This window comes from Pseudomonas sp. Z5-35, assembly GCF_051131945.1.
GTDB classification, from domain to species: Bacteria; Pseudomonadota; Gammaproteobacteria; order Pseudomonadales; family Pseudomonadaceae; genus Aquipseudomonas; species Aquipseudomonas marvdashtae.
This window is the reverse complement of record NZ_CP071640.1, coordinates 3,530,202-3,548,730: the sequence shown is the minus strand read 5'-3', so window position 1 is coordinate 3,548,730 and position 18,529 is coordinate 3,530,202. Positions and strand designations below refer to the sequence as shown.

Sequence of the window (18,529 nt, the reverse complement as noted above, 5' to 3'; positions counted from 1 at the left end):
GTCCGTGGCTTGCCTTAAGAGTAATCCACACTTACGCGCCCTGCATGATCCTGGTCAGGGCTTCTCGCCTTTAAGTCGGCGCAGGCTGATATCGGCCAAGCAGGTATCGAGTTCGCCCAGATGATCGATCACCGAATGCACGCCCAGGCCGAACAGCTGCACGGTGGCCTTGGCGCGTTTGGCCTCCCGTGCTTGTTGGCTCAAGGCCTGCCACTCGGCGGGCGCCAGGCCGCACAACGAGCCACAGGACGCCAGCCCGATGGTCCACAGACCGGCGTTGAGCCCCGACTGCAACAACTTCGGTTCGCTACTGACCAACACGCAGCCGTCCAATTGCTGGACGTCCAGCGCCATCAGCGATTGCCAGCAGGCATGCGGTGCTGGCCATGGCTGATTTGTTGCAGGAAGTTGCGGCGCCTTGATGAATGCCGGCAATGAGGCGGCGAGGCTATGGCTGACAGCAGGCGGCAATTCGTCGAGCCAGGCGCAGGGAATATCCAGATGCTGCAAACGTTGCAGGCTTTCCAATGCACCGGGTGTCGGTTGTGCGAGATCCGTCGGCGTGGCCCCTGGCTGGCGAACACGCGCGCCGAAATCCACCAGGCATCCACTCAGGCCAAACAGTACGGCGGTGAGGCTGGGAGCGGGGAGGGGCAGGGCTTCGGCGCGGGGCATGAGAACGTCCTTGAAATAACCAAGCAGCCTAACGAGGTCCTATGACATTCCGGTGACAATGAAATGAAGGCAGCGGATCGGGGAATGTTCCTACAGTCAGATGCTCTTTTCAGTGCTGCCTATCCACGCGTTCCGCCTTATACTAGCCACCTTACCGCCTGGGCTCGGCGCCCTTGCCAGATTAATCCAAGGAGTTTTTCCCTATGCGCTGGAGCCATCGTCTAGCTCAGCTGTGTCTGTCTGCCAGTGTCCTGCTGGTGCCGTTCGCCGCCCAGGCCGCCACGGAAGAAGATCCATGGGAAAGCGTCAACCGTCCGATCTTTACCTTCAACGACACCATTGACACCTATGCCCTCAAGCCGCTGGCCCAAGGTTATCAATACGTAACGCCGCAGTTCCTTGAGGACGGCATCCACAATATGTTCCGCAACATCGGTGATGTGGGCAACCTCGCCAACGACGTGCTGCAGGCCAAACCGGCCGCCGCCGGGGTCGACACTGCACGACTGATTTTCAACACCACCTTTGGCCTCCTGGGCTTCTTCGACGTAGGCACCAAGATGGGATTGCAGCGCAACGACGAAGATTTTGGCCAGACCTTGGGGTACTGGGGCCTGGGCAGCGGGCCGTACCTGATGCTGCCCTTGCTCGGGCCCAGCACGTTGCGTGATGCGCCGGCGAAGATGGTCGACAGCTATGCCACGCCGTACCCGTATATCGATAATGTGTCGGTGCGCAATTCGATCTGGGGCCTGAACATCGTCGATACCCGCGCCAGCCTGTTGTCGGCCGAGAAGATGGTCAGCGGCGACAAATATGTGTTCATCCGCAATGCCTACCTGCAAAACCGCGAATTCAAGGTCAAGGATGGCCAGGTCGAAGACGATTTCTGATTTCGATTTGTAAAACAAGAAGGCGGCCGAAAGGCCGCCTTCTTCGCTTTGGCGTCCGCCAAGGCACCGTTCCATCCTTCCATTGAGTTACGCTTCGCTCGGTTCTTATAACTCTCCGTGCTTTGACAAATAAAGACGGCAAGCGGCTATCTGCATGAGCTTGAAACGCCCCGCGGATGGGAGTACCGTCTGCGCCTTAGAAGGGCACCTCTGATGTATATGCGTGTAGGGCAAAAGCCTGAAACCTGTACGACAGAGAGGCTAGAAAGCGAATCCAGTAGTGCGCGCCAGGCCCGATTGCCCAGCCCGCTACGCCAACCTAATTCTGGCGCCGTTTGCCCACATGCCAATAACCAGTGCCACGCTGCTGATAATCGATGATGACGAAGTGGTGCGAGCCAGTCTCGCAGCCTACTTGGAAGACAGTGGTTTCAGCGTCCTGCAGGCCAGCAACGGCCAACAGGGTCTCCAGGTATTCGAGCAGGACAAGCCCGACCTGGTCATCTGCGACCTGCGCATGCCGCAGATGGGCGGACTCGAACTCATTCGCCAGGTCACCGAGCTGTCGTCGCAGACCCCGGTGATCGTGGTGTCGGGTGCGGGCGTGATGAACGACGCGGTCGAGGCCTTGCGCCTGGGCGCGGCGGATTACCTGATCAAGCCCCTCGAAGACCTCGCCGTGCTTGAACACTCGGTACGCCGGGCGCTGGACCGCTCGCGCCTGTTGGGGGAAAACCAGCGCTATCGCGAGAAGTTGGAAACGGCCAACCGTGAGCTGGAAGCCAGCCTGAACCTGTTGCAGGAAGACCAGAACGCCGGGCGCCAGGTGCAGATGAACATGCTGCCGGTCAGCCCCTGGACAGTCGATGGCTTCCGCTTTGCCCACCAGATCATCCCGTCGTTGTACCTGTCGGGAGATTTTGTTGATTATTTCCGGGTCGATGAACGTCGAGTGGCGTTCTACCTGGCGGACGTTTCCGGCCATGGCGCTTCGTCGGCGTTCGTGACGGTACTGCTGAAATTCATGACCACGCGCTTGCTGTTCGAATCCAAGCGCAACGGTACCTTGCCGGAATTCAAGCCTTCGGAAGTCCTTGGGCATATCAACCGGGGCCTGATCAGTTGTAAGCTGGGCAAACACGTCACGATGGTCGGTGGAGTCATCGACGAGGAGACTGGTTTGTTGACGTATAGCATCGGCGGTCACCTGCCGTTGCCAGTGTTGTATACACCCGACAGTGTTCGTTACCTGGAAGGGCGTGGCTTGCCGGTAGGCCTGTTCAACGAGGCGACCTATGAAGACCACGTGCTGGAACTGCCACCGGCGTTCAGCCTGACGCTGATGTCTGATGGCATTCTGGACCTTTTGTCGGAACCTACACTCAAAGAGAAAGAAGCGGCCTTGCCTGAACGGGTGAGTGCAGCGGGCGGCAGCCTGGAAGGCTTGCGTCAAGTGTTTGGATTAGCCACGCTCGGGGAGATGCCGGATGATATCGCCCTGTTAGTGTTGAGCAGGAACCTTTGATGAGTACCGGTAGAATCCAGTTCGCCGAGCAGGACGGCACATTTGTCCTGAAGTTTGTCGGTGAAGTGCGCCTGACCTTGTGTTCAGCGCTGGATGCGACAATCGAAAAGATCTTCACCGCGCTGAACTTCAGCGCCATCGTGATCGACTTGACCGAAACCCGCAGCATCGACAGCACCACCTTGGGCTTGCTGGCCAAGCTGTCGATCCTGTCGCGGCAAAAGGTTGGCCTGCTGCCTACCGTCGTCACCACCCACAACGACATCACCCGTCTTCTGCAATCGATGGGCTTCGACCAGGTGTTCAATATCGTCGGCGACCCGATACCATGCCCGGAGTGCCTGGACGATCTGCCTGACCAGGACCAGTCCGAAGAGGAAGTGCGGATCAAGGTGCTGGAAGCTCACAAGATCCTGATGGGCCTGAACGACTCCAACCGTGAAGCATTCCATGACTTGGTTAACGCGTTGGAGCGTCCTTGATTCTCTCTATCGGCTGAGCGGCCTTAGCGCAGCAGCTACATCACAACGGCCGCACAAAAAAGGGCGAACCCATTCAGGTTCGCCCTTTTGCATGTCGCTGACTCAGTTCAGAGCTTGGCTTGCAGCAACGCTTCCAGCTTCTCCTGGTCCCGAGCGAACTGGCGGATGCCTTCGGCCAGTTTCTCGGTCGCCATGGCGTCCTCGTTGGACAGCCAGCGGAACTGTGCCTCGTTGAGGCTCAAGCGTGCTTCTCCGGCTTGCCCAGGCGCCAGCTTGCGTTCCAGCTTGCCCTCGTCGGCGGCCAGTTTTTCCAGCAGTTCAGGGCTGACCGTCAAGCGGTCGCAGCCGGCCAATTGCTCGATCTGGTTGAGATTGCGGAAGCTTGCGCCCATGACCACGGTCTTGTAGTCATTGGCCTTGTAGTAGTTGTAGATGCGCGTCACCGATTGCACGCCCGGATCATCGGAGCCGGTGTAGTCGTTGCCATTGGCTTTCTTGTACCAGTCATAGATACGACCCACGAACGGCGAAATCAGGAACACGCCGGCATCGGCGCAGGCGGCGGCCTGGGCGAAGGAGAACAGCAACGTCAGGTTGCATTGGATACCCTCGCGTTCCAGCTTCTCAGCGGCGCGAATACCCTCCCAGGTGGACGCGATCTTGATCAGTACGCGCTCACGACCCACACCGGCCTTTTCGTACAGGTCGACCAGGCGATGGGCACGCTTGAGCATGGCCTCGGTGTCGAACGACAGGCGCGCATCCACTTCGGTGGAAATACGGCCCGGAATCACTTTCAGGATCTCTTGGCCCACCGCGACGCCAAAACGGTCGCTTGCCAGGCCTACGTCGCCCTTGCAGTCCGCCACGCAGGCGTTCAGCAGCTCGGCGTAACCGTGAATGGCCGACGCCTTGAGCAGCAGCGAAGGGTTGGTGGTGGCGTCTACGGGTCTGATGCGGGCGATGGCTTCGAAGTCGCCGGTATCGGCCACGACGGTGGTGAACTGCTTGAGTTGTTCCAGCTTGGAAGTCATGGGCGTGCTCTATCCTATGGGTCCGTTGACATTACCCGAGGGCCGGCAGCCACTCAAGGGTGTGAAGAGGTATCGATGGCCCCAGCGGCAACAACCTGAAAACGGCAGTTTGAAAGGCCGGGGCAACTATCGCTAGATACGATGCCAAAACAGCTTGCAGGTTCAACGCCACCGCCTGATGGTCATGGCTGTTGTGCGTTCAGGAACAAGCCTGCAATACCTTCCGGCAGACGTGCCGTCGAGATCAGGATCAGCCGCTGACCGGCCCGAGTCATTGCCATGTAGAATTTGCGCGAGTTCTGTTCGCACTCCTGGGCGGACAGTACGCCGGCCTGGGCCGTTTCTTTCATGAGTTTTTCCAGGCCCAACAGAAACACGATACTGGCTTCAAGCCCGGTAGCCGTGTCCAGGCTGGAAACACGCAGATTATCTACGTCGACGTGTACGGACTCCATGCTGTTCAGATCCCAGACTTTGCGCGAACCGAATCGCTCACTCAATGCCTTGAACAGAAGTTTCTTATTGGTATCTCGTCCATAGAGAACCAGCATGTTCGATAGGTTAATCTGCTGGGTTTGCAGGTAGTCGGCTATCTCGTTACAGGTCTGTATGACCGCATCCTGGGGAGTGTCTGATCGGATCAGCAGCGGTTCGATACCTTCATCCATGCCATCGAAATCAGGTTGCAGATAATCGTCCGGGTCGGTTTGGGTGAATTCGGCCAAGACAAGACCGGCAGCCCGAAGTATGGCCTGAGTGGTTCGGTAGGAGTGGTGAAGCTTCTTCGTTTTGCCCGCTACATCCAGGCCTACACGCTTCCAACTGAGTCGGCTTTTCAAAAAGCCCTGGTTGGGATCGGCGCATAAAAACAAGCTGCCTTCGGATTCGGTCAATGTGCTTTTGACCAGTTGAAACCAGGTCGGGGCGAAGAACTGAGCTTCGTCTACCAGGATATGCTGGTACTTATCGAGTTTATCGAGCGTCCTGAGGCACAAGTCACGGGACAACGAACTCCATAAGCAAGCGCCTTGCTTGCTCAGCGCGTCAGTGACTTGCCGGTAGAGAGACCACACTTGTGTTCGTTCTTCCTTGCGCAAAGCGAATCCCTGGCCGGCGCGTTCCGCGGCCAGATAGTCCTGCTCGTTGGAGATCAGTGACTCGTTGATGAAATCGAACTCATCCAGGAGTTGCTGATCATCGGGTTTTAACTCGGGAAAGGACTTTCGATAATGGGCGATTTGGCTAGTCACCCTGATGGGTGATGCCATCTCCGGTTGTGACTCAAAATGATTCACCCATTGCTGCCGTATCCATGCCAATGCCGTCATGATTGTCAGGTTGCGAGGCAAACCGTCCGGGCTTGCCTTTTTCAAGCGGTGCTTGAGGTCTTTAACCACCGGGACGTTATGGATCAGCATCAATATTTTCTGATCGGGAAACTTCTTTGCCAGGATCAAAGCTCGGTTAGCGGCAATCAATGTCTTGCCGCTACCCGCAACACCGTTGACCAGCCTCACTGAGAAGTCATGCAAGGTTTGTGTTTGTTCTTCAGGCAGCTCCAGATCCAGCTTACTGGCCCATTCTTGTTGTGAGTCCAGAAAGTAACGTGTGGTTTTTGGCGAGTTATTCCGCGAGAAATGGCGGCGAGTTGTACAGATTGCAGGTATCTCAGCTTCTGGAAAGTAGTGCCCCATAAGCATGTCGCTGGCTTCGTGGCTCAGTGAGCTAAGCAATTTGGCCAGTTGTTCATGGCCATGTTCAATAAAGGTGCTCTTGGACATCAGCCGCGGGCCATCAGGCCTTGAGTAATGCTGCCACAGGCGCCGGGTCTGTTCGGGGGTGCAGTTCCACATAACGATCAGCTTGCCGAGCTTCTGTCCGGTCGGCATCCCGTCGGGCTCGGTTGCTTCCAGGCGCAATAGCAGCTCCTTGAAGGCCTGCTGTTCGGTTGCAGCGAACAGTTGATCAGGATCCAGTGCTTCAAAGGAGGTTTCACACAACAACATAACCAGCCATTGATGTTGCGCGTGTTGAACGAAAAAATCCGGTGCCCAAGCTTCCCGAGCAAGGCACTGACGTACGACATGGTGATCGTCCAATTTGCGCAGCACGCGTTTAACGTGAACATGCGCGCCGGTGCTGCGTTGCCATTCAGGAATAAATAGCGTCATGGCGTGAGCACCACTTTGCTGCATCGGCTGATCAGGCTTGAATAATCATTGGCCCATTGCTGCGTGATGCTGTTGCTGCATTCGATTCCTTGCGTTAATTCAGGTCCGATGATGATCAATTTCGTCATGGCCCGGGTAATGGAGACATTCAATCGCTCAGGTTGGAAGAAAAATTCCGCCACAGCCCCAATGAATACCTCATCGCCACTGGCCATTGAAAAAATGATGAGCTCACGTTCCTGTCCCTGCATTCGCTCAACCGTATCCGCTACAATACCGCTGGCGATTTCGCGCCCGAAATGACGGGCCAACAGAGTTCGAATCGCCCGGCCTTGGGCTCGGTAAGGCGTGACAATGCCGATATCGGACAGGGCGATGCCCATGGTCTGGGCGACCTTGCAGAGTTCTACTACGTACTGGGCATCGCGATAGTTGCGCGTCTTGGCCGTTCTGTCGGCCGTGGGGATAAATACGGCGCTTGCGTCCGGATCAAAGACGCGGTCCATCGGGGACTTGACGTCAACGTAATCGAAACGTCGTGCCTTGTTAGGCCCTGCTGCACGTAACTTGCCTTTGTAGTAAGTGTTGCTCGGCCACTCGGTCAACCACTGGTTCATCCGATAGGTTTCTTCGAGCATTACCGTATGGTCGGCGGTTTGGGAGGTGAGACGGCCAAATATCGACATCGATTCACCGGACAGGATCGACTGGGACAACAGCACCGGTGGCAGTTGTTTCTGGTCTCCAATGAAGATAAATCGCCTACCTTTTCGCATGGCCATCAGCGCGAGGGGGAGGGTAATCTGACTGGCTTCGTCAAAGATCACCGTGTCGAACTTGAAATGCTCTAGCTGGCTGCCGGTGGCAAACGGTGTTGCGCCAATGACATAGCCACTTCCGTCCTCGGGTAAGTTCTCCCAGTCGGCGGGTGTTTTTGCCCAGTCGACCGTCTTGCTTACGTCCTCTCGCCGACCGCCAATCTTCACGGTCGGAATTTTGCGCTCGGCAATCTTGGCAAGGGCGTTGTTGATAGCCATATGCGTATGGGAGGTGACGAACACCCGTTCCTGACGCTCAACCAATAGTTGTGCAATAAGAGCCAGTGCGCGGGTCTTGCCTGTCCCTGGAGGCCCTTGGATACAAGTCATTTGCTCGGCGGCATAGGCCATGGCGACAGCGCGCGCCTGTAACTCGTTACACTTGTTCTTAACAGCGAAACTCTCGGCATAATCCAGCTCCGCGTCGTTGAAAGTAATGATCGGCGCGGTATCGAGCAACGGGACAATGATATTGTCGGCATGGACTGAATCGGCAATATCTTCCAGGGCCTTTTCATAGCGCGGCGTCAGATCCAGCGCGTCCATGTCGGCATAGCAAGGTCCGTCCTGGTACTGGTCCCATACCGTATGGGCCAGTTTCTCGCTCAGCAACCATCGGCCATCTTCTTCACGCTCGAATGTCATCCGGGCGCACAACAGGCCGGTAGACGGATCGCCCAAGTGCAACCGCAACATGTCCCCTTCACGAAAACGTGATTCACTGGCATCGAGAGAGGCCCAAAGACACGTCGCTTTGTCGGCTTTTTCCAGGCGCGTGAAACCCTGGGTCAAACCCTTTTCAAGCTTCTCATGTAATGGTCGCTGCCAGGTTTGCAAGAGTTGATGAAGGTTTGCATCGCGCTCGGCATGGACAAATTCAAAAAGCTTTTTAATAAGCGGATGCTGCCCTTGCATGGCGGTAATCGTCCTTGTGATCCGTGATGGCATAACAGTTTTACATACTGTTGGAGCAAGGTGCGAGTGTTGTGGATCCAAAAATCGCCCTTTGGAGCGAGTATCGAGTTAAATGCAAGTGGCGAGTTTTTAACTAAATCGTTTGCGTGACCGGCGCGCGTTAACGCCCCTCCAGCAGCTGTCCCGCCTGGTCCAGAAGCGCCAATGGATCCTTCGTCTTGTGGATGTCCACCGACAACAACTGCCGAAACCGCCGGGCCCCCGGGAAGCCAGTGCCCAGCCCCAATACATGCCGGGTGATGTGATGCATGGCGCCACCTGTGGCCAAGTGTTCGGCGATATAAGGCCGCAACTGTGCCAGGGCTTCGGCGCGGCTGATGATCGGCGCGGTACTGCCGAACAGCTGTTGATCGACCTCGGCCAGCAGGTACGGGTTGTGGTAGGCCTCGCGTCCGAGCATGACACCGTCGAACGTCTGCAGGTGTTCGTGGCACGCCTCGAGCGTCTTGATCCCGCCGTTCAGGACGATTTCCAGTCCAGGGAAATCAGCTTTCAACCGCGCCACCACGTCATACCGCAACGGCGGAATGTCACGGTTCTCCTTCGGCGAAAGCCCTTCCAGGATCGCAATCCGCGCATGCACAGTGAAACTGGTGCACCCGGCTTCGTGCACCGTGCCGACGAATTCACACAACTGCTCGTAACTGTCGCGTCCGTTGATTCCGATCCGATGCTTGACCGTCACCGGAATCGACACCGCATCACGCATCGCTTTCACGCAATCGGCCACCAGCTCTGGATGCCCCATCAGGCAGGCGCCGATCATGTTGTTCTGCACTCGGTCGCTGGGACAACCGACATTCAGATTGACCTCATCGTAACCGTGTTCCTCGGCCATCCGGGCACAGGCCGCCAAGTCGCTCGGAACGCTACCGCCCAGCTGCAAGGCAAGCGGATGTTCGGTCTCATGGTGGCGCAGGAAGCGCTCGTGATCACCGTTAAGCAGCGCGCCAGTGGTGACCATTTCGCTGTAGAGCAGGGCGTGTTTGGAGAGGATGCGCAGGAAATAGCGGCAATGGGCGTCAGTCCAATCCATCATCGGCGCAACGGAAAAACGGCGGGACAGCGAAGCAGGTTGTAGGGGCATTGGGAATCTGAGTCATCGGGGCGAATGGGCGTAGTTTATCAGGGATGCTTGTCGGGTACTTGGCGGGCTCTCGAGCCTGGCGACTCAATCGTTAATGACAACCAGGCAGAGCGCAGGCTCGGTCATCGTTTCGACGCACACCTTGTCTCCATGATTTAATGTGGCTACGATAATTACATGCAGATTACTTATGACCCAGCCAAAGACGCTCGCAACGTCGAAGAACGTGGACTTCCGTTTGCCCTCGTGCGGGACTTTGAATGGTCTACAGCATTGATCCTGGAAGATGATCGATTCGACTACGGCGAGTGTCGCTATCGCGCGATGGGGTACATAGGGGATCGGCTGCATGTCGTAGTGTTTACCCCACGGGGTGACGCAGTCCACGTCATCAGCTTTCGTAAAGCCAACAAACGGGAGGTCAAAAATCATGACCAAGAAACCCAGTCCTGAGAGGGTCGATACGGCGAACCCCGAATGGTCGACCGAAGACTTTGCCAAGGCCAAACCAGCCAGCGAGGTGCTTGTGGGGTTGTTCGGCAAAGCTCAGGCAAAGGAAATGCTCAAGCCAAAGCGTGGTCGGCCAAAGGCGGTAGCCACTAAAGAACACGTCAATGTTCGTTTCGATGCTGACGTGCTGGAGAAATTCAGAGCTTCTGGGCCGGGCTGGCAAACACGGATGAACGCCGCCTTGGCCGATTGGCTCAAGACGCATACACCGGAAGAACTGAAGGCTTAGCCGCCAGATATTATTCCCCAAATAATTAGCCGCCGATGAGGCGGCTTTTTGCTGTCTGCTGATTGGTTTTGTTTCGGTAATGTCTAGTCCTGAAACAGGTGTAAACCTATTCAGGACTAGACAAGGTATGGGGGCGCCAGCGATTGCGGTTGGCCCAGCGCCTGCGCGCGAGACGGGCCGTTATTTCATTGTGTCGTGCCTACGCTGATAACGGCTTGGCTGTTGATTTCCACGAGGCTTAACGCACCGTCGGAAAAGGAGCAGCCGGTGTCCATATAAACCACGTTGCCGAGGCGCGTGACCTTGGGGACGGTTGAGTGCCCGACGTAGAGCGCGTGGAGGCCCTTGATTGAAGTCTGGTCCTGTCGTTCTATTTTTTCTCGGGCATACAGGGCTTGCGCCAAGGCTTGGTGTTGACACTGCTCTCCCAGTTTCCCGGTAATGGCGTCTTTCGCACTCTGCCAATCATCGTTAAGGCCGATCATCGGCGCCTGGGCATGTACGACCCCGACCGTTTCGTTTGGCGATAGATGGATTTCGATCATGACTGGAAGTTTTTCGAAGGCCTTTAACAGCTTGTCCTGGATGGCAGGCTTCAACGTGTAGAGCCAAGCGCCACCGTTGCGGATATGCCTGGGTCTGTCCCCATGGCCGGTGATACCGTCGATCAGCATTTGCTCATGATTGCCGCGCACCGCGTGAAACCAGGGCTTCTCAAGCCAGTTCAATACGCCCTCAGAGTCGGGGCCCCGGTCGATAAGATCGCCCACGGAAAAAATACGGTCCAGTTCGGTATTGAAGTTCAGCGTGTTCAAGGCCGTGGCAAGTAACTCGAAATGACCGTGGATGTCGCCCACCACGAAGTCGCGACCTTGCTTGTTCGCGGGGAAGGAGGCGGTCCTGTACATGGTTTATCTTTTGGCAGATTTGGAGTGGGAAATGTAGCACTTAAATGGGGAGCAAGAGTGAGGCTTATGCTTAGGGTTGGATCGCCTGCCCGATACATTTCTCAAACACTTCTTCCATAGGCCCAAGCACGCCGTTGTAGGCCGCGATATTGGCGCAAATCCATTCGTCTTTTTCGATCCCCCACCAACTGATCTCAAATCCGGCATTCATGATCAGATGCTCAAACAGTATGCGCTGGGCGCGGCCATTGCCTTCGCGGAAGGGGTGCACGACGTTTATGTCGCAATAGGCATCTGCCACAGCCACGATCAACTCCGCTCGGTCCATGCCCTCGAACCAGTTCGCCGTCGCCAGTTTGGCGAAGATCTTGTCGGCTTCCTTTTCCATGTATTCGGGTTGGCAAAAGCGCGTGGCTTGTTTGGCCATGCCAACGGTGCGCAGCTCCCCGGCCCACTCGAACAGGTCGCAGAACAATGCTCGATGGATATTCTGTAGGTAGCTCAGGCTGTAGGGGGGAGGGTTGAATTCGACGCTTGCCGCTGCGATGGCCGACAGTTGTTGTTCGGCTTCGTCCAGGGTCGATTCGTCGCGGATCTCGAGTTTATTGCGAAGGACGGTGGAGCCCGCGTAGCAGTAGGCGTCTTCGCCTACGCCGTATTTGTCGGGCATCAGGTTCGGGTCTGGGTGAAGGTCTTCAGGACTTGTTCACGGGAGGGCAGCTTGCATTCGCCGTCTTCGGGAGACACCTTGAAGCCTTCCAGGCGCAGGCTGGCGGCGTAATTGGATCGGCGCGTCCTGGCCGCGTAGGCCTTCTTTGTCTCAAGGCTGACATTGCCCATGGGGCTGAACCTCAATCGCGTGGGTGAACGGATTATAGCCCATCCCGCCGCCAGGGCCTACGCCGTGGCCGAGATGATTCGGTCCTTCAGGAGCCTGGATTGACCAACGGAGCTTGCATCGCGGTGCGTCTCAAAATACTGTGTATGCATCCAGTGTCCGGGCATTCTTCCATGCAACTCATCGCTAAGCTCGGCATTCTTGCCGACGCCGCCAAATATGACGCATCTTGCGCCAGCAGTGGCGCCCCCAAACGCAGCTCTCGGGGGCGCGACGGGCTTGGCGCGACCGATGGCATGGGCATTTGCCATGGTTACACGCCGGACGGCCGCTGTGTTTCTCTACTCAAGGTGTTGCTGACCAATTTCTGCCTGTATGACTGCCAGTACTGCGTCAACCGTCGCTCCAGTAATGTCCCGAGGGCGCGATTCACGCCGGAGGAGGTGGTTCGCCTGACACTGGATTTCTACCGGCGAAACTGCATCAGCGGCCTGTTCCTCAGCTCCGGCATTATTCGCTCGGCGGATTACACAATGGAGCAATTGATCCGAGTGGCACGGCTGCTGCGAGAGGAACACCAGTTCCGCGGTTACATCCATCTCAAGACCATTCCCGATGCTGATCCGCTGTTGATCGAAGAAGCGGGACGGTTGGCGGACCGCCTGAGCGTGAACATCGAACTGTCCAGCGAGGTGAGCCTCAAGCGCCTGGCGCCGGAAAAGCAATTGACGACCATCCGCCAGGCCATGGGCACCATCCATCAGGGTCAACAAGCGGTGGCCGGCGAGCCTCGGGCGCCGCGTTTTGCCCCGGCCGGGCAAAGCACCCAAGTGATCGTGGGGGCTGATGCCACCGATGACCACGCCATCCTGAGCAATGCCGAGTCGCTCTACCAAGGCTACGGCTTGCGGCGGGTCTACTATTCCGCCTTCAGCCCGATCCCCGACAGCCCCGCCAGCGTTCCGCTGGCCGCGCCGCCATTGCTGCGCGAGCATCGTCTGTATCAGGCCGACTTCCTCATGCGCGGCTACGGCTACAAGGCCGGCGAGCTGCTGGGAAAAACCGCCAACCTGGACTTGGACATCGATCCCAAGCTGGCCTGGGCATTGGCCAACCGCGAGGTTTTCCCTCTGGACCTCAACCGCGCCGAGCCTGCGTTGCTGGCGCGTATCCCCGGCATCGGCCTGCGGAGTGTGCAACGCCTGGTAGCGCTGCGCAGGGAGCGGCGGATTCGCTACGACGATCTGGTGCAGATGCGCTGCGTACTGGAGAAGGCCCGGCCGTTTATCGTCACCAGCGATTATCGACCCGCCGACGCTCAAATGCGCAGCGGCTTGCTGCGGGCGCGTTTGCGCGAACCTCAAAGGCCTGTGCAAATGGGATTATGGGCATGATCGCGCTGGATTGTGACGATGAATTCGCCACATGGCGTGACCAGGCCCGAACACTGCTCGGACATGGAATCGACCCCTGCGACGTGACATGGTCCCAGGGCCCCACGGCCGATTTATTGGCCGTGCCGGCGCCCTTGCCGCAAGGTCCGGGACCGTTCCGCACGCGCGTTCCGGCGGCCTTGTTGGATCAGCTCGAACAGGCCAGCCGCTATCAGGGTGAGCAGCGCTGGAGTCTGTTGTATGAAGTGCTCTGGCGCGTCGCCCATGGCGACCGCACGGCCATGCTCGCCGGGGATCGACTGGGCAGCGAACTGCAACGGCGCATCAAGCAGGTCAGCCGCGAAGTCCATCATCTGCATGCCTTTGTGCGTTTCATTCCCTTGCCGCCAGCCGTGGCCGAGCGACTGGAACTGGATCTGGTGGCTTTCCACCAGCCGGCCCACGACATCCTTGAAAGCGCCAGTGGTCATTTCGCCGAGCGGCTGGGCCGGCAACGCTGGCTAATCGCAACGCCTCGCGACGGTATCCGTTTCGATGGCCAATCGCTGGATTACCAGCGGCGCTGCCCCGAGCAGTGGCAACAATGGGCCCGCCACGCCGAGGATCCCGGCGCCGAGTTGTGGCGCACCTATTATCGCCACATTTTCAACCCGGCAAGGCTCAATCCCACCGCGTTGCGACAGCACATGCCGGGGCGATTCTGGAAGCATTTGCCGGAAGGGAACTTGATTCCGCAGCTGGTGGGACAGGCGCGGCAGGGGAAGCAGCGGGATGGGCAAGCGTCGGAGGTGGGGGAGAGGGAAGGTAAGCGGATAATCGTTGGCAGCATGGCAGAGGCACTGCGTTGAACGACGTATCTGTGCAAACCCCAAACAAGTCCTGTGCCGCGCACACTGTGTTCCGGTGCAGACCATCCCCCTAGCATTCCCTCGTCCAATCCACGAATGAAGGAATCTCCCATGCAACGTTTCGCCCGCCGTTTCCTCAGTGCTTGTGTCTTATCGGGCGTTCTCGCCAGTGCCGGCGCCTCGGCCGAAAGTCACCCGACCATCCGCGCCATGTCTGGCGCCGTGCCGGTCAGTCAATTGCCTTCCGGTAAAACCGCGTTACTGGTTATTGATTTTCAGAACGAGTACTTCACCGGTAAGATGCCGATCCCCGATGGCCCTGCAGCGCTGGGCAATGCTCGCAAACTGATCGAGTTCGCCGATGAACATCAAATGCCGGTCTACCATGTCCAGCACATTGCGCCTGCCGGTTCGCCAGTGTTTGCCCTCGACGGTGAAACCGTGAAATTCCACCCTGACATGCAGCCCCGAGCCAAGGATCCGATCTTGCAGAAAACCACCGTGAGCGTGTTCGGCAGCACCGACCTGGACAAGCGCCTGAAAGCCGCGGGCATCGAGAACCTGATCGTCTCCGGCCTCATGACCCATGCGTGCGTGGCGGGGGCTGCCCGTGATGCTGCACCCATGAGCTACAAGGTGCTGGTGGCGGCCGATGCCTCGGCCACCCGCGCGATTACCCGAGCCAACGGGGACTCGGTCGACAAAGACACTTTGCACAAGGCTGCCCTCGCCGAGATCGAGGACACGTTCGGTGATGTGATGAACACCGCCGACATCATCAAGTTACCGGTGCGCTAAAGCCCATGAATCAGATGCTCGCCATGCGCGTGTTCCGCTGCATCGCCGAAGCCAAGGGTTTTTCAGCCGCCGCCGAGCGACTGGACACCACGCACTCCTCGGTGTCCCGGCATTTGCAGCAACTGGAATCCGCGCTGGGCGTGCGTCTGATCAACCGTAATACCCGGCACATGAGTCTGACGGCGGCAGGGGAAGGGTATTACGCAGCTTGCGTGGATATTCTCGATCGCGTGGACGCTGCGTCCCATGCCGCCGCCCTGGAACAGGAGCGGCCCTCCGGACTGCTTCGAGTCAGCGCGCCGCTGGTCATTGGCACGTTGGAGCTCGCGCATTGGTTGCCGGCGTTCCAGGCACGTTTTCCGGATATCAGGGTTGATTTGTCGTGCTCCGATTCCCTGATCGATCTGGTGGCCGATCGCTTCGATGTGGCGCTGCGAATTTGCGGACCGTTGGCCGACAGCAGCTTGGTCGCCCGGTTGCTCAGCATCTCGCCGCTGGTGCTCGTGGCGGCGCCGGCCTATGTGTTCAAGTGCGGTTTGCCTCGCAGCGTGGCCGAACTCTACGACCATCGATTGCTGACCTACGGGGTAGCCACTCAGTGGACGCTCGGCAATGAAGGCGGCGAATCGACCACGCTGGATTGCCAGGGCACATTTCATACGGACACCATTACCGCCCTGCACGCCTGCGCCCGCGCGGGCGGTGGCATCGCCGCGTTCACCTTGGCGACGGTGCAGGATGACTTGCTGGCGGGTAGGCTGGTGCGGATCCTGCCTGAGCACACCCTCGGGGAGCGGCACTACTACGCGCTTTATCCTCATGCCCGGCATCTGCCAGCCAAGGTTCGGGCGTTCGTCGATTACATGGCGCAGTACTACCAGGGTAAGGCCTGACCAGGACTAAGCCGACGGGCTCAACGAAGCCCCTTCCAGGGTCTTCCATAACTTGCGCATCGTCGGATTGCGATTGGCAATCGCACAATACGAGCGAATCTCCAGCCGCGTACTCCATTGCTCGTCACCGGCCCTGACCAGCAACCCTCGCTCCAGCTCATCGATCACTGCGCTTTGTGGCAACCAGGCCACGCCGTAGCCTTCGATTGCCATGCGCATCAGCAGCATCGCCATGTCGGCTTCATAACAGCGCTCCAGCGCGGCCGGGGCCGGGCCGTTCTTGATGACAATGTCGGCGACACGGCCGAGAAACGTCGTGGCCGTGTAGGCGAGGTACGGGACGGCTTTGCCGGAGCGGCCCGGCAGACGGAACAGCGGCTCGCCCTTGCGATTGGGCGCACAGAGTGGAATGAATGCGTCGTGGCCGAGGGTCAGGCTGCCAAAACGCTCGACGTCCAGCAGAATGGGCGCGAGTGGGTGATGGTAGACCATCATCAAGTCGCAACTGCCTTCTTCCAGGGCAATGACCGCGTCGTGGATATTGGCGGCCACTACCCGGGCGTTGAACTGCTCGTTGTGTTGTTGGAATTGCGAAAGCCACTTGGGCAGGAAGGTCATCGACAGGCTATGGCCTGCGGTGATCTGGATCGAGCGTCCCGGCATGCGTTCCACATCGCGCAAGGTTGAGCGCAACCTCAAGAGTCCGGCCAGCGCTTCCCTGCTTTCATCGCAGAAGGTAATGCCCGCCGCCGTCAATTGGACGGGGTAGGTGCCACGGTCCACGAGTTTGACCCCCACCCATTCCTCAAGCGAACGAATGCGCCGCGACAAAGCCGATTGCGTCACACACCGGACTTCGGCTGCCCGAGAGAAGTTCTTACATTCGGCAATCGCCAAAAGATCGTCCAGCCATTTGAGTTGCATCTTGGAATCTCCCGCTGCGATCGACAGATTCTAGAACTCATTGCCCCGGCCTATCGCAGCGAATTCGAAATTATTCCAAAAACGCATGGCGTCAGCCGGATTACTCATCATGTCGCTCAATCCGCTCCCTAGAATCGTCCTCGTAGCGTTGATGACTCGCAGCAGCGTGCGGTCAGCGTATTCCCCGCCAAGTAAAAAAAATCCAAGAACTACTTGAGGACAGTACCGTGAAGAAGAACAAGCTCCCGCGTCGAATAGCAATGGGCATTGCCTTAGGCGTGCTGACGGGTTGGGCGTGTCATCATTTCGCAGGGAGCGAGCAAAACGCCAAGGAGATTGCGGCGTATTTCTCGATGGTCACGGATATTTTCCTGCGCATGATCAAGATGATCATCGCGCCGCTGGTGTTCGCGACGCTGGTGGGGGGCATCGCCAGCATGGGCAATTCCCGTTCCGTGGGCCGGATTGGCGCCCGGGCAATGGCCTGGTTCGTGACGGCGTCGGTGGTCTCGCTGCTGATTGGGATGGGGTTGGTGAATTTGTTTCAACCCGGTGCCGGATTGAACATGGAAGTGGCCCAGCATGCGACCGCCGCCGTGCCGGTCAACACCGGCGATTTCAGTCTCAAGGCGTTTATCGGTCATGTGTTTCCTCGCAGCATTGCCGAGGCGATGGCCAATAACGAAATCCTCCAGATCGTGGTCTTTTCGCTGTTCTTCGGCTTCGCGCTGGCTGGCGTCAAACGCGCCGGTTTCATGCGTATCACCGATTCCATCGAGGAGCTGGCGAAAGTGATGTTCAAGATCACCGACTATGTCATGGCCTTCGCGCCGATTGGGGTGTTCGCCGCCATTGCGTCTGCCATCACCACCCAGGGGCTGGGCTTGCTGGTGGACTACGGCAAGCTCATCGCCGAATTCTACTTGGGCATCCTGATTCTCTGGGCACTGTTGTTCGGTGCCGGGTACGTGTTCCTCGGACGTTCCGTGTTCCACCTTGGCAAGCTTATTCGCGAACCGATCCTACTGGCGTTTTCCACCGCCAGCAGCGAATCCGCGTACCCCAAAACCATCGAGGCGCTGGAGAAGTTCGGCGCGCCTAAGCGCGTATCCAGTTTCGTCCTGCCCCTGGGGTATTCGTTCAACCTGGACGGCTCGATGATGTACCAGGCCTTCGCCATCCTGTTCATCGCCCAGGCCTACAACATCGACCTGAGTTTCACTCAACAGGTGCTGATTCTCCTGACGCTGATGATCACCAGCAAGGGCATGGCCGGCGTCGCGCGTGCCTCGGTCGTGGTGGTCGCGGCAACGTTGCCGATGTTCAACCTCCCGGAGGCGGGGCTGTTGCTGATCATTGGTATCGATCAGTTCCTGGACATGGCGCGCACTGCCACCAATGTGGTGGGCAACAGCATTGCAACGGCAGTCGTCGCCAAAGCCGAGCCGCACGAGGAGCCTGCTGAGGACGGCCGCGAGCAGGCTACCGTCCGGTCAGCCGTCGAACCGGTTCCGGTGGTTTGAGGAG

19 protein-coding genes are annotated in these 18,529 nt (G+C 58.1%); 10 read left to right on the top strand and 9 right to left on the bottom strand.

Translation table 11 applies throughout. The features are described from left to right. Positions 1–54 precede the first annotated feature (54 nt). Entirely contained in the window at positions 55–675 is a 621-nt protein-coding gene (locus tag J3P95_RS16235) for an HAD family phosphatase (protein WP_434557810.1), read from the bottom strand. A 203-nt stretch (positions 676–878) separates the two neighbouring features. Here J3P95_RS16235 and J3P95_RS16230 point away from each other — a divergent pair, with 203 nt between their 5' ends. The 3 genes from J3P95_RS16230 to rssC all read left to right on the top strand — a co-directional run bounded on the left by J3P95_RS16230 (position 879) and on the right by rssC (position 3,575). After that, positions 879–1,568 carry an MlaA family lipoprotein gene (locus J3P95_RS16230; RefSeq protein ID WP_186636509.1) on the top strand — a complete coding sequence of 230 codons (690 nt, stop codon included), beginning with the start codon at positions 879–881 and terminating at the stop codon, positions 1,566–1,568. A 343-nt stretch (positions 1,569–1,911) separates the two neighbouring features. Continuing rightward, positions 1,912–3,093, top strand: coding sequence for a two-component system response regulator RssB (gene rssB, locus J3P95_RS16225; RefSeq protein WP_434557809.1), 1,182 nt, complete (start codon positions 1,912–1,914; stop codon positions 3,091–3,093). Further along, the gene (gene rssC / locus J3P95_RS16220) at positions 3,093–3,575 is read left to right on the top strand and encodes an anti-sigma factor antagonist RssC (RefSeq protein ID WP_434557808.1); all 483 of its coding nucleotides are present in this window, start codon (positions 3,093–3,095) and stop codon (positions 3,573–3,575) included. The genes rssB and rssC overlap by 1 nt, the downstream gene beginning before the upstream one ends. Before the next feature lie 107 nt (positions 3,576–3,682). Here the strand turns inward: rssC and tal are convergent, their stop codons facing one another. The 4 genes from tal to dusA all read right to left on the bottom strand — a co-directional run bounded on the left by tal (position 3,683) and on the right by dusA (position 9,660). Beyond that, on the bottom strand, positions 3,683–4,609 hold the full coding sequence (tal, locus tag J3P95_RS16215; RefSeq protein ID WP_434580533.1) for a transaldolase: 927 nt from the start codon (positions 4,607–4,609) through the stop codon (positions 3,683–3,685). Between the two features lie 182 nt (positions 4,610–4,791). Beyond that, positions 4,792–6,780: a 3'-5' exonuclease gene (locus J3P95_RS16210; RefSeq protein ID WP_434580535.1), complete on the bottom strand. Its 1,989-nt coding sequence runs from the start codon at positions 6,778–6,780 to the stop codon at positions 4,792–4,794. Beyond that, entirely contained in the window at positions 6,777–8,513 is a 1,737-nt protein-coding gene (locus tag J3P95_RS16205) for a DEAD/DEAH box helicase (protein ID WP_434557806.1), read from the bottom strand. Before J3P95_RS16205 ends, J3P95_RS16210 begins: the two co-directional genes overlap by 4 nt. A gap of 160 nt (positions 8,514–8,673) precedes the next feature. Further along, positions 8,674–9,660, bottom strand: coding sequence for a tRNA dihydrouridine(20/20a) synthase DusA (gene dusA / locus J3P95_RS16200; protein WP_434580539.1), 987 nt, complete (start codon positions 9,658–9,660; stop codon positions 8,674–8,676). Between the two features lie 177 nt (positions 9,661–9,837). Here dusA and J3P95_RS16195 point away from each other — a divergent pair, with 177 nt between their 5' ends. Together J3P95_RS16195 and J3P95_RS16190 are read left to right on the top strand one after the other, a co-directional pair. Then, a complete protein-coding gene (locus J3P95_RS16195; protein WP_434580540.1) occupies positions 9,838–10,113 on the top strand; it encodes a BrnT family toxin in 276 nt (91 codons plus the stop codon). Continuing rightward, on the top strand, positions 10,091–10,399 hold the full coding sequence (locus J3P95_RS16190; RefSeq protein ID WP_186636505.1) for a BrnA antitoxin family protein: 309 nt from the start codon (positions 10,091–10,093) through the stop codon (positions 10,397–10,399). Before J3P95_RS16195 ends, J3P95_RS16190 begins: the two co-directional genes overlap by 23 nt. A gap of 185 nt (positions 10,400–10,584) precedes the next feature. Here J3P95_RS16190 and J3P95_RS16185 read toward each other — a convergent pair whose 3' ends face one another. The 3 genes from J3P95_RS16185 to J3P95_RS16175 form a co-directional block, all read right to left on the bottom strand. Continuing rightward, a complete protein-coding gene (locus J3P95_RS16185) occupies positions 10,585–11,307 on the bottom strand; it encodes a metallophosphoesterase (protein ID WP_434557802.1) in 723 nt (240 codons plus the stop codon). A 70-nt stretch (positions 11,308–11,377) separates the two neighbouring features. Continuing rightward, on the bottom strand, positions 11,378–11,977 hold the full coding sequence (locus J3P95_RS16180) for a putative adenosine monophosphate-protein transferase Fic (RefSeq protein WP_434557801.1): 600 nt from the start codon (positions 11,975–11,977) through the stop codon (positions 11,378–11,380). After that, positions 11,977–12,147, bottom strand: a complete 171-nt coding sequence (locus J3P95_RS16175; RefSeq protein WP_186609798.1) for a YhfG family protein — start codon at positions 12,145–12,147, stop codon at positions 11,977–11,979. The genes J3P95_RS16180 and J3P95_RS16175 overlap by 1 nt, the downstream gene beginning before the upstream one ends. Positions 12,148–12,318: 171 nt before the next feature. Between J3P95_RS16175 and J3P95_RS16170 the strand changes: the two genes are divergently transcribed. The 4 genes from J3P95_RS16170 (at position 12,319) to J3P95_RS16155 (ending at position 16,078) form a co-directional block, all read left to right on the top strand. Continuing rightward, entirely contained in the window at positions 12,319–13,539 is a 1,221-nt protein-coding gene (locus J3P95_RS16170; RefSeq protein ID WP_434580546.1) for a putative DNA modification/repair radical SAM protein, read from the top strand. Next, positions 13,530–14,387 carry a TIGR03915 family putative DNA repair protein gene (locus J3P95_RS16165; protein WP_434580548.1) on the top strand — a complete coding sequence of 286 codons (858 nt, stop codon included), beginning with the start codon at positions 13,530–13,532 and terminating at the stop codon, positions 14,385–14,387. The genes J3P95_RS16170 and J3P95_RS16165 overlap by 10 nt, the downstream gene beginning before the upstream one ends. A gap of 111 nt (positions 14,388–14,498) precedes the next feature. Continuing rightward, positions 14,499–15,185 (top strand): cysteine hydrolase family protein, encoded by a 687-nt coding sequence (locus tag J3P95_RS16160; protein ID WP_434557798.1) that lies wholly within the window; start codon positions 14,499–14,501, stop codon positions 15,183–15,185. Between the two features lie 5 nt (positions 15,186–15,190). Further along, positions 15,191–16,078: a LysR family transcriptional regulator gene (locus J3P95_RS16155; protein ID WP_434557797.1), complete on the top strand. Its 888-nt coding sequence runs from the start codon at positions 15,191–15,193 to the stop codon at positions 16,076–16,078. 6 nt (positions 16,079–16,084) lie between these two features. Here J3P95_RS16155 and J3P95_RS16150 read toward each other — a convergent pair whose 3' ends face one another. Beyond that, positions 16,085–17,002 (bottom strand): LysR family transcriptional regulator, encoded by a 918-nt coding sequence (locus tag J3P95_RS16150; RefSeq protein ID WP_434557796.1) that lies wholly within the window; start codon positions 17,000–17,002, stop codon positions 16,085–16,087. A gap of 227 nt (positions 17,003–17,229) precedes the next feature. Here J3P95_RS16150 and J3P95_RS16145 point away from each other — a divergent pair, with 227 nt between their 5' ends. Beyond that, positions 17,230–18,525 carry a dicarboxylate/amino acid:cation symporter gene (locus tag J3P95_RS16145; protein WP_434557795.1) on the top strand — a complete coding sequence of 432 codons (1,296 nt, stop codon included), beginning with the start codon at positions 17,230–17,232 and terminating at the stop codon, positions 18,523–18,525. Positions 18,526–18,529: the final 4 nt, after the last annotated feature.